An 11,451-nucleotide genomic window follows, 5' to 3' on the forward strand; every position below is an offset into this window, starting at 1 on the left:
CTACGAACCAGGAGGTCGTCCGCCTTCGCTCGCCGGGAGATCCATGCGAGCTACGGCGAGACCACGCCGCAGCGCGAAGCGCGGAGGCGGGCAGGTTCGAGTCCTGCCCTTCGACAAGCTCAGGGCACCCCGAGCCTGTCGAGGGGTGCAGGGCGCGCCATTCTTCGCTCGCCACGCATCCGGGCGAGCGTTCCATCAACGCCCCAGTCCCGACCGAGCGAAGCGAGTCGAGGGGCAGGGCGCGCCAAATCAACCACTTACCGCCGCGCGTTTAGGTGCCAGCACCGGTTGTGAACAATCCGGTTCGCAGGCGGCTATCGACGTCGCTCTGCCCGAACGCGTCTTCGCGAAAACCGGCCAATTCCGCCCGTCACAGGCTTTGCTCCAGACATGAGCATCTGGTCGCGTACTAAACGCGGAACTCGCTCGGCATCTCGTTGACCTCTGGCGGTGCGTCGAATCGGACACGCCTCAGTCCCCACACCACGATGGCGGTCGCGTCCCTCCGAGCCGCCTACCAACTGACACGATCAGACCGCTGAATCATCGATCTGCCATTCGCCCGTCGCGTGCTTGACAGTGGAAGTGCCGCCTGCCATCGTCGTCATCATCGAGGGCGCGATTCCGCCTGGCGCACCTCGGTTCCCGGGCCTCACCGCCTCGACCGCGAGTTCTCGGGGCGACAGGCTGCCATCACCGAGACGCCGGACCCCAATGGGCCGCCCCGCTCAGCGGACGCGGGTCGAGACGACCGATGGGGGGCGCTGGGACATTCCATATCATGATATGATATGAAACACGACGACGAGCACGGCCTTGAGTTCCTGCTCGCGTTCGATGGCCGTGTCCATCATCTGGAACGCGGCTACTGGATCAAGTTCGAGATCAGGCGTGTCGAACCGAGCGAGAAACGACCACACGGCCTGGTCTACTCCTTCACGTTGCACGGGCCAGACGGCGCGCGGTTGATCGGTTTCGACAACGCTCACCGGGCGAGCGGCGCCTCGAGGTCCATGGGGCGGCAGACGGCCAGCGACCACTGGCACCGGACGGAGAAGGACCCGGGCCGACCCTATCGATTCCAGGGCGCCGAGACGCTGCTCGACGACTTCTTCGATGAAGTCGAACGGGTTCTGGTCGAGCGAGGAATCGGAACGACGGTGCTGAGCGAGGAAGACACGCGGAGGTCAAGATGAGGCGGATGAAGGTCCAGAATCTGCGGTCCTTGCGCGAGGAGATGAAGGCGGTCGCGCGGGGCGAGCGACCGGCGCCGACTGATGCACGGACTGCGAGCTTCAACTCGGTCGCGGCCGTCGTCAGGCTGCTGACGCCTGAGAACCGCCGGCTCTTGACCGTGATCCGGGACCGGAAGCCGCAATCGGTGGCCGACCTGGCTCAGCTGACCGGACGAGCGCAACCAAACCTGACGCGAACCTTGGCGAAGCTCGAAGCGGCCGGCTTCATCACGATCACCACGCTCGGTCGGCGGAAGGCACCCAGTGCGACGGTCAAACGAATTGTCGTGGAGATAGATCCCTATTCCGACCGGGATCGAATGCGGGTCGCGTAGCGGCTCAACGGCGTGAACAATCAGTGAACAATTCGCTCCCGAACACCAGGTAACAGGCCCGTCCCATCCGAGCTGACCCCTCGAAGAACCAACGAGATAGCCTACCCGTGTTCGTGCTACGAACCAGGAGGTCGTCCGCCTTCGCTCGCGGGGAAGTCGTGCGAGCTACGTCGAGACCACGCCGTAGCGCAAAGCGCGGAGGCGGGCAGGGCGCGCCATTCGACTCGCCTGTCGCGACCGACGCGAAGCGGTGCTCGCTCATGGCGAGCCACCACATCGACACTTACACCGCTCAGTCGCCGACCGATCTCGTTGTTAGCCGCGATCCAGGGGGTCGCAGCCGTCGCGCGCTGGATTCGGCCAGATTCTGCGAAGTGACCTCGGTCGCCGTCCTTCGATTACCGGGCGTTGCCCTTTTCTTGCCCTTTGCCCGCCACGGGATCTGCCCAGTTACACCGATTTCGGTTTTGGTGTCGTGCGCAGGCGCGGTCTCCTCAGGGCCCCCGGACGAGTTCGAGGGAGGGCGCGGCCATCAGTGCGCCCGCCTGTCGTCCCAGCGTTGGGGAACAGTTCGAAGCCGCTCCCGCCGGCCGGATCCGGCAGCGGTGGCCAAGGCGCTCAACGGGGCGTGATGCCGACCCCTCTTGCCGGCAACCCGGAACGTCGTCGGATCAGGCGCGGCTCGTGCGGTCGAGAGGCTGCGGTCGCGTCGACCGGTCCGCGACGATCGTGACTTGAATGCCCCGTGCGCGGTTGACGATGCGCTCGACGAACCAGGCGTCGAACCACCAGCGCGTCGCGCCCTTGCGATCGCGCGGAACGAGGATCTGTGTGACCCCGTGCAGGCGGGCGAAGTTCACGACCGTCTCGGCGAGGTCCCGGCCCTGAAGCACCCGGACCTCGATTTGCAGGCCCCGTGCGAAGTTGAGATGCCGCTCCAGGCGCTGGCGTTCATCGAACGTCAAATGGCCAAGGTCGGATGTCTCGGACACGTAGACCGCCAGGCACTCCGCGCGGAGATAGTCAGCGACACGTCGCCCGCGGCGGATCACAGCGGCGCTGGACGGCTCGGGCCCCACGAGCAGCAGGAGGCGTTCCTGTCGTTCCATGTCGACGTGCGCATCCGCACGGGGCTCGATGGGATCGTCTTCTGAAAGGCGGCCCTCCACGGCATACGCGGCCTGCCGCATCGCCAGTTCCCGAAGCGCCACGAGCGTGGGTTCCTTGAAGAAGTTCTCGAGCGCGGCGCGTGCCCGATCCGGGGGATAGACGACGCCGCGCGCGAGCCGATTGAGCAGCGCGCGCGGGGTGAGGTCCACCATGACCACCTCGTCGGCCTGCTTCAAGACCCAGTCCGGAATCGTCTCGCGCACGCGGACGCCGGTGCTCTGCCAGATCTGGTCGTTGAGACTTTCGAGGTGCTGCACGTTCATCGTCGTCAGCACGTCGATGCCGGCATCGAGCAGTGAGTGGACATCTTCCCACCGCTTCGGTCTCGGCGACCCGGGCACGTTGGTATGCGGGAATTCGTCGACGATCGCCACATCCGGATGCCGCAGGAGGACGGCCTCCGCGTCCATTTCCTCGAAGTGCGCTCCTCGGTACTCGAGGGTCGTGCGCGGGACGGCCTCGAGGCCCTCGCTGAGGGCAATCGTGTCCGGACGTGCGTGCGGCTCGAAATACCCGATTACGACGTCGACGCCCGCGCGCTGGAGCTCACGGGCTTCCGTGAGCATCTGATAGGTCTTCCCCACACCGGCAGCGTAGCCGAGGAACACCTTCAGACGACCGCGATTGGGTATCGAATCTGTCACAGACGCTACTGCGGAAAGACGCGCACGTCCATGCCGTCGGCGGCGCGAATGAGGCGCTCCAGCGGGGTGCCGCTGAACCGCGCTCTCCACGTCCGCCGCAGATTGTGCCCGACGAAGATCTGCGTGATATTGTGACGGCGGGCGTACTCGATGATCGTCGCCACGGCGTCGTCGCCCTCCAGCACGTCGATGTGGGCTTGCTGGGCGCGAGCCAGAGCCACGTTGCGCTCGTTCGCCATGCGATCTTCTTCTGTCAGGTGCTCCTGGGTCACGTAGATGGCGAACAGTTCCCCGTGGGACCGATCCACGTTGCGTCGCCCACTGGCCAACATCCTGGCCGCGTTGGCGCGCGGCGTCATGCACACCAGAATGCGCTCCTGGGTACCCCACGACGATTGAAACCCGTGCAATTCCAGGTACGCCTCGAGCTGGTGATCGACAACGCCGGCGACCAGCAGGAGCGTGCGTTGTCGCAACACGGACAGGCTGTGCACCGTCTCGGCCTTGGCGTCCGGAGGTGCGTCCACGACCACCACTTCGTCGGCCCGCGTGATGAACTCCTGCGGCACCGTTTCGTCGGGAACCCGACCGACCACCTCGCGCACGAACGACTGCTGCTCCTGGATGTACTCGAGGTTGACCGAGGTGATGACCGAGATGCCCGCCGCGAGGAGGTCTTCGACGTCCTGGTAGCGTCTGGCGTGCCGGCTGCCCGGAGGGTTATCGTACGCGAGACCATCGATCAGGCACACGCGCGGCCGGCGGGCGAGCAAGGCCGGCATGTCGAGGACCGGCACGCTGGCAACGTCGTGGGTGGGGATGACCTCCAGGTCGCTCACGATCTGCGCCGCGTCCGGACCCAGGGCGGGTGGCATCGCTGCGACCACGACGTCCTCACCTCGTTCGCGCCGACGGCGGCCCTCGTCGAAGAGTCGAAACGACTTGCCGATTCCGGAGGCGTACCCGAGGAAGATCTTCAGCTGGCCGAGCCCGTAGGCGCGATCTGCCGCCTCGATCTGGCGGAGAAGCGCCTCGGCATTTCCTCGACCGGACCGGTCGCCGTCGACACCACGCATCGCCCCCTAGGCTACCCGCTGCCCAGGTGCGTGTCCAGTCGAGTCGCCGGGCGACGCTGGGCCGCACTGTCGCGCGCGCGCCTCTTTCACTTGACCCGCGGGAACCGCCGGTCCAAGTCCAGATTAAGTTCGAGGACGTTCACACGCGGCTCGCCGAGCAAGCCGAAGGTCCGTCCCTCGGTGTGTTGCGCGATCACGGACTGCACCTGTTCCACCGACACTCCACGAGACTTCGCCACACGGGCCGCCTGTGCCTGGGCGTTGGCCGGACTGATGTGCGGGTCCAGACCTGACTCTGACGCCGTGACGGCATCCGCCGGGATTGGCGTCTTCGGCATGAACACCAACGGTGCCTTGGCGTCGTTGAACGCCTTGATCAGCTTCACATCATCGAGATTGCCGCGGCCGTCCCTGAATGCGTCGACAGGGAACGACGAGTCGTAGGGGAGGTCATTCTCGAGGCAGTAGTGCACGATGCGGTCCTTGATGCCATCGTAGTCGACGACCTCGTTCTTCTTGTCGTCCGTTCTCGTCGTTCCGTTCAGGAGCTTCGCGCTGGTCGGCCCCAAGTTCGAACCCGCACTGGCGGAGGCATCGTAGCCGCTGCCGGCGGCGGATGGCCGCGGGTGCACGTACTCAGGCTTTGTGAACGCCTGCCCGATCAGCCGCGATCCCACCACGTGCCCGTTCGAGAGAATCAAGCTGCCATTGGCCTGATCGGGGAAGACCACTTGGGCAACGACGGTGATCACCGCCGGATAGACCAGCCCGGTCAGGACCGTCATCACCAGCATCATCAGGAATCCAGGCTTGAGTTGCGTGAACATGTGTCCCTCCTACGCCAGGTGGAGCAGCCCGAGAATCCTGTCGATCGCCCAGATGCAGGGGAAGGGAGCGACCAAACCTCCGATTCCGTAGATCAACAGGTTGCGGCGCAGCATCTGTGCCGCGCTCCGCGGCCGATACCTGACCCCTCGCAATGCCAGCGGGACCAGGGCGACGATGATCAGGGCGTTGAAGATCACCGCCGAGAGCACGGCACTCTCGGGTGTCCGGAGGTACATGATGTTGAGCTTGTTCAGCGCCGGATACGTCGCCATGAACATCGCCGGGATAATCGCGAAGTACTTGGAGACGTCGTTCATGATCGAGAAGGTCGTCAGGGCCCCGCGCGTGATGAGCAGTTGCTTGCCGATGGCGACGACCTCGATCAGCTTCGTCGGATTGCTGTCGAGGTCCACCATGTTGCCGGCCTCGCGGGCCGCGGTCGTTCCCGTGTTCATGGCCAGGCCCACATCGGCCTGTGCGAGCGCTGGCGCGTCGTTGGTGCCATCGCCCGTCATGGCGATCATGCGGCCGCCCGCCTGTTCTCTCTTGATGTACTCGAGCTTGTCCTTCGGTGTGGCCTGCGCGAGGAAGTCGTCCACGCCGGCTTCAGAAGCAATGGCCGCTGCGGTCAGGGGGTTGTCGCCCGTGACCATCACCGAGCGAATGCCCATCGCCCGGAGCTGGGCGATGCGCTCTTTCATGCCCACCTTGACGATGTCCTTGAGGTGGATGACGCCGAGCAGCTTCGGGCCGTCGGCCACAGCGAGGGGCGTGCCCCCGGTCCGCGAGATCTTGTCGGAGAGTTCCGTGACGTCAGGCGCGATGCGCCCACCCTGTTCCTTGACGAAGGCGAGAATCGCCTCGGTTGCGCCCTTTCTAAGCTGCCTGCCTTCGATATCGACGCCGCTCATCTTCGTGTACGCAGAGAACGGAATGAACTTCGCGCTGTGGGCGCCGACATCCCGACCTCGAAGACCGTACTGCTCTTTCGCGAGGACGACGATGGACCGGCCCTCGGGAGTCTCATCGGCCAGGCTCGAGAGCTGAGCGGCGTCTGCAATCTGGCGTTCGGTGACGCCGGACGCCGGCAAGAACGCCACGGCCTGACGGCTCCCCAAGGTGATGGTGCCGGTCTTGTCGAGCAGCAGCGTGTTGACGTCACCGGCCGCTTCGACCGCCTTGCCGCTCATCGCCAGTACGTTGTGTTGCATGACGCGATCCATGCCGGCGATGCCGATCGCCGAGAGCAGGCCGCCGATCGTCGTCGGAATCAGACAGACGAGCAAGGCGGTGTAGACCGCGATCGTCGGCGCCGTGCCGGCGCCAGCCGACGTGACGCTGTAGGTCGCATACGGCACGAGCGTGACGACGGCGAAGAGGAAGATGATCGTCAACCCGGCGATCATGATGTTCAGGGCAATTTCGTTCGGCGTCTTCTGCCGCTCGGCGCCCTCGACGAGCGCAATCATGCGATCCAGGAACGTCTCGCCAGGATTCGAGGTGATCGTGATGGCGATCTGATCCGAGAGGACGCGCGTGCCGCCCGTGACGGCACTGCGATCGCCGCCCGTCTCGCGGATGACCGGCGCGCTTTCGCCGGTGATGACCGACTCGTCGACCGTCGCGATCCCGTCGATGACTTCGCCATCGCCTGGGATGATCTCGCCCGCGCTGCAGACCACGACGTCCCCGGCGCGAAGCTTCGACGACGAGACCTTCTCGAGGCGACCGCCTTCTCCCCGGCGATTGGCGATGGAGTCGCTTCGGGTCTTGCGGAGCGTGTCAGCCTGCGCTTTGCCGCGGGCTTCCGCCATCGCTTCGGCAAAGGTCGCGAACACGACCGTGAACCACAGCCAGAGATCGATCTGCAACTCGAAGCCGATGCCGCGAGCGCCGGCGGCGATGTCTCGAACGAGGAACAACAACACCAGTGCGGCGCCGACATCGACGACGAAGATCACCGGATTCTTCATCAGCGTCAGCGGATTCAGCTTCACGACCGAATCCTTCAACGCGCGGCGGAGGATGTCTGGGTCGAACAGCGGTCGCGCCCGAACTAGCTTTTTCGGGATGAGCGCCGTCTCGTCAACAGGCGTCGGCACGACGGGAGTCGGCCGCGCGGGCACAGTGGTCGTGGTGGCCATCACTTAACTCCACACCGGGAACGACAGGAGCATCGTCGAAAAGAGCTTGCCCTGGTTCATGAGGAAGTGTTCGACGATCGGGCCGAGCGAGAGCGCCGGGAAGAACGTCAGGGCGCCGACGACAATGACCGTCGCCACGAGCAAGCCAACGAAGAGCGCGCCGTGCGTGGGCAGGGTGCCGGCCGAGGTCGGAATCACCTTCTTGCTGGCGAGGCTGCCCGCAATCGCCAGAGCGGGAATCATGAAGAGAAAGCGGCCGAACAACATGGCAAGACCCAGGGTGAGGTCATACCACGGCGTGTTGACGGTAATGCCCGCAAACGCGCTGCCGTTGTTCTCCGTCGCGCTCGTGTAGGCGTACAACATCTCGCTCAATCCATGCGGGCCTGAGTTGTTCAGATTGGCGATGGCCGGGCCCTGGGGATTCCAGTAGCCAGCCTTGGCGAACTGCGCCACGATACTGGTGCCGGAGAACACGAGGATCAGGAACGACGTCGCCAGAATGGCGAACAGCGCCATCTTGACTTCCTTCTGCTGGATCTTCTTGCCGATGTACTCGGGTGTGCGGCCGACCATGAGGCCGGCAATGAAGACCCCCAGGATGGCGTAGAGCAACATGCCGTAGAGACCCGAGCCGACGCCGCCGAAGATAACCTCGTCGGTCTGCATGTTGAACAGCGGCACGAGACCGCCGAGCGGCGTGTAGCTGTCGTGCCAGCTGTTCACGGCACCACAGCTCGCATCCGTCGTGACCGTGGCGAAGAGCGCCGAGCCGGCGATCCCAAAGCGGGTTTCCTTGCCCTCCATGTTCCCGCCCGGCTGCGTGGCGGCCGGAGCGGTTGCCACGCCCAGCCTGGCGAGCATCGGATTGCCCGACTGTTCAGCGGTATACGCCACGAAGACGCCGATCAGGAACATCAGCGACATCGCGGCGAACAGAGCCCAGCCTTGTCGGGTGTCCTTGACCATGTGGCCGAACGTGTAGGTGAGGCCCGCGCCGAGCACGAAGATCAACAGGACTTGAACGAGGTTCGTGAACGGGGTCGGACTCTCGAATGGGTGCCCGGAGTTGGCGTTGAAGAAGCCGCCACCGTTGGTCCCGAGCTGTTTGATCGCTTCCTGGGACGCGACGGGGCCTTGCGCAATGGTCTGCGTCGCCCCTTCCAGCGTCTTGACGATCGTGTACGGATGGAAGTTCTGGATGGCGCCTTGCGAGCAGAAGACAAGGGCGGCGACGAGGGAGATCGGGATCAGAAGGTAGAGTGTCCCGCGCGTCAGATCGACCCAGAAACTGCCGATCCGGTCCGTATTCTGACGGGCAAAGCCGCGGACCAACGCAATCGCCACGGCAAGCCCCGCCGCCGCAGACGCGAAGTTCTGCACGGCCAGTGCCGACATCTGCACCAGGTAGCTCAGCGTCGACTCTCCGCCGTACGCCTGCCAGTTCGTGTTCGTGGTGAAGCTGATGGCGGTGTTGAACGCCATGTCGGGAGGCACCTGAGACGCGCCGAAGGCCTGCGGATTCAGAGGAAGATAGCCCTGCAGCCGCTGGAGCCCGTACACGAACAAGAACGAGAAGAGGCTGAAGGACAGGAGGGACGCGGCGTATTGTGTCCACCGTTGTTCCTGATCCTCTCCGACCCCGCACAGCTTGTAGACGAGCGTCTCGATCGGCCGCAGCACCGGATGCAGGAACGTGCGCTCGCCCTGGAACAGCCGCGACATAAAGAGCCCGACCGGCTTTGTGACGAGCAGGATCAGGCCGAAGAACACGAGAATCTGGAGAAAGCCGGTGCTGGTCATCGCAGGCCTCAAAACTTCTCAGGCTTGAACATCGCCCACCCGAGGTAGACGAGGAGAAACACCGCCACGACGCCGGAAACGATGTAGTCGAACATGGTTGGCCTCCTACACCCGGTCGCAGAGCTTTACGATGGCCCAGAGCGCGAGGAATCCGAGGGCTCCGATTGCGAGGTAGAACAGGTCAAGCACGGACGTTCTCCTCTTCCACCGGTCGAACGCCGGTAGTCCTGAAGCGTCTGAGGCACGCCTCGCTAGAATGTGACGAGCACGGCGACGGTGACGCGGTTCTCGGACTTCTGAAGATCGGGCGCCCAATCAGGGACGCGCGATCCAGCCGGCCCGGTGTTTCCGCCGGGCGGCGTCACGCCTCCAGGGCCCGAGAAGTACGGGACGTTGGCCGCGCGATGAGTCCCTTCAAAACGGAACGTCACGAACTGGCTCGGCATGTAGTCGAACGTCGTCTGGACATCCCAGGCCGTGTAGGGATCGCCGGGATTTGCGGTGAAGTACGGCGTGCCCGAGAAGGCCGTTGCGCCATTGATCGGCGGCATGAGGACCAGGTATCGCCCGGGGTTGTCGATCGCGCCGCCGCCCACGGTGAAGGCGTACCGATCGTGATCGAACCACATCCGGTGGTAGGCCATGAAGCCGAGAAACGTCTGGGAAGGACTGGCCGGTGTGCCACCGCCGCAACTGACCCCGCCACCATACTCACATCCGGCATCGAACGTGAAAGTGAACGCTGCCTTCGAGATGGTGGCGTCCGGCTGGTCGTGGTACTTCACCTGGATGCTGTCATCGGTGTGAATGCGCTTGCGGTCCGGATTCCCCAACGTGTCGACGCCCCAGTAGTTGTTGGCCGTCACCGACACCGAACCGTTCGGCCGCCACAGAATCTGGCCGCCGACCCCCGGTGCGTGGTTGAAGCGGCCGTACGACTGCCAGCCGTTGACGATCCACGGCTCGATCTTCAGCTTGTCGCTCGGGAAGAACTGGATCCGCACACCGTTGAAAAACCACGGTGTGTTCGAGGAGACATAGGACGGCTGGTAGGTCCAGTTGTCGAACTGGTAGTAGCTCCACAGGCCGACATACGACATGAAGATGCCAGCGTCGACGTTGATGCCATGCATCTTGTCCCAGTGGTAGCCGCCGTACCCTTCTGAGATGTACCGGTAGGCACTGTCGAGGTTCCACTGGCCCCGCGCCGGGCTGGCGTCGTTACGTGGCGTCGTCTGGGAGTACATCCCGAACTGGGTCATCAACCGTCCGCGCACGTTATCGACATGAAAGTCGCCGCCGATGCCCAGCTGCGTGAGCTGCACCTCAGCGTGGCGGAAGATCTCGCTCGAACCGGAAATCGTGTCGTCCTGCGGGCGGTTGAAGCTGTACGTGTAGTTCGTGTCGACCCTGAACTCGCCCGTGAACGCCCTCGTGTCGAGCGGCGAATCCTTCGTTCGCGGGTTGCCGGTCAGCCACGTGAAGTCCGCGAACGCGAACGGCTCGGCCGGCTTGGGCTTGGCGGTGTCGGGAGGCGGAGACGGCGCCGGCCGGTCTTGCGCGGGCATTGGGGACGCAGTCTGAGCCCAGGCCGATGAGAGACCCACGTGTGCCGCCAGCAGGCCCACCAGCACTCCGCCGAGGACGGTCCCTCGCCGCCTCAAGGTATTGCTCATGTAATTCGCTCCTCAGTCGTTCACGAACACGACGACGTAGCCCAGAGCCTCGAGCGTTCGGCGCCACCGGTCCGAGCGAGTTGACCACCAGCGGTGGCGGCCGCCAATCACGATCAGTGAATGGGCCGAAAGCACCGACGGAATCGCCTGCCGTGGATCGCGGCACAAGCAAACCCTGACGCGAGTGTCGCCGCCGTCCGCCTTGAGCCGGGCCTTGAAGTCTTCCATTTGGACCGGCGAGAGGCCGCTGGGTTCCTCCAGCGGTGCCCCGAAATCGACCGACCGGAAGTGGACGAGGGTGACTCCGCGCGTCATCGCGCGCGCCAGACGCCTGGCCACCCGAACGGCGCGCAGGGTGTCTTCGGGCGAGGTGAAGATGACGTAGACGTCGCCGAACTCGAGATGGCAGGCCTCGCGGCCGGACGAGGAGGGCCCGGCGACATCCGGGGTCTGCGAACTACGTTCGATGAGTTGCTGCATAGCCACTTCCCAGACAGGACCAGTCTAGGAAGCGGGACATCAGGAAGTCATAAGGAGGGC

General features: G+C 64.5%; 9 protein-coding genes. 2 read left to right on the plus strand and 7 right to left on the minus strand.

Annotated features, from left to right (window positions below; translation table 11 throughout):
* Positions 1–791 precede the first annotated feature (791 nt).
* Together VGK32_10150 and VGK32_10155 are read left to right on the plus strand one after the other, a co-directional pair.
* Entirely contained in the window at positions 792–1,196 is a 405-nt protein-coding gene (locus VGK32_10150; GenBank protein HEY3382119.1) for a DUF6516 family protein, read from the plus strand.
* Between the two features lie 5 nt (positions 1,197–1,201).
* On the plus strand, positions 1,202–1,570 hold the full coding sequence (locus tag VGK32_10155; protein ID HEY3382120.1) for a MarR family transcriptional regulator: 369 nt from the start codon (positions 1,202–1,204) through the stop codon (positions 1,568–1,570).
* A 671-nt stretch (positions 1,571–2,241) separates the two neighbouring features.
* On the opposite strand, the gene VGK32_10160 is transcribed toward VGK32_10155, so the two are convergent.
* The 7 genes from VGK32_10160 to VGK32_10190 form a co-directional block, all read right to left on the minus strand.
* On the minus strand, positions 2,242–3,384 hold the full coding sequence (locus VGK32_10160) for a hypothetical protein (GenBank protein HEY3382121.1): 1,143 nt from the start codon (positions 3,382–3,384) through the stop codon (positions 2,242–2,244).
* Between the two features lie 5 nt (positions 3,385–3,389).
* Positions 3,390–4,460 carry a hypothetical protein gene (locus VGK32_10165; GenBank protein ID HEY3382122.1) on the minus strand — a complete coding sequence of 357 codons (1,071 nt, stop codon included), beginning with the start codon at positions 4,458–4,460 and terminating at the stop codon, positions 3,390–3,392.
* An 86-nt stretch (positions 4,461–4,546) separates the two neighbouring features.
* Positions 4,547–5,287, minus strand: a complete 741-nt coding sequence (locus tag VGK32_10170; protein HEY3382123.1) for a potassium-transporting ATPase subunit C — start codon at positions 5,285–5,287, stop codon at positions 4,547–4,549.
* A 9-nt stretch (positions 5,288–5,296) separates the two neighbouring features.
* On the minus strand, positions 5,297–7,432 hold the full coding sequence (gene kdpB, locus VGK32_10175; GenBank protein HEY3382124.1) for a potassium-transporting ATPase subunit KdpB: 2,136 nt from the start codon (positions 7,430–7,432) through the stop codon (positions 5,297–5,299).
* Positions 7,433–7,435: 3 nt separating this feature from the next.
* Positions 7,436–9,235, minus strand: a complete 1,800-nt coding sequence (gene kdpA / locus VGK32_10180) for a potassium-transporting ATPase subunit KdpA (GenBank protein HEY3382125.1) — start codon at positions 9,233–9,235, stop codon at positions 7,436–7,438.
* A 251-nt stretch (positions 9,236–9,486) separates the two neighbouring features.
* The gene (locus VGK32_10185) at positions 9,487–10,911 is read right to left on the minus strand and encodes an outer membrane beta-barrel protein (protein HEY3382126.1); all 1,425 of its coding nucleotides are present in this window, start codon (positions 10,909–10,911) and stop codon (positions 9,487–9,489) included.
* Between the two features lie 12 nt (positions 10,912–10,923).
* Entirely contained in the window at positions 10,924–11,391 is a 468-nt protein-coding gene (locus tag VGK32_10190) for a universal stress protein (protein ID HEY3382127.1), read from the minus strand.
* Positions 11,392–11,451 lie beyond the last annotated feature (60 nt).

It is taken from the genome of Vicinamibacterales bacterium (assembly GCA_036504215.1).
GTDB lineage: Bacteria > Acidobacteriota > Vicinamibacteria > Vicinamibacterales > Fen-181 > FEN-299.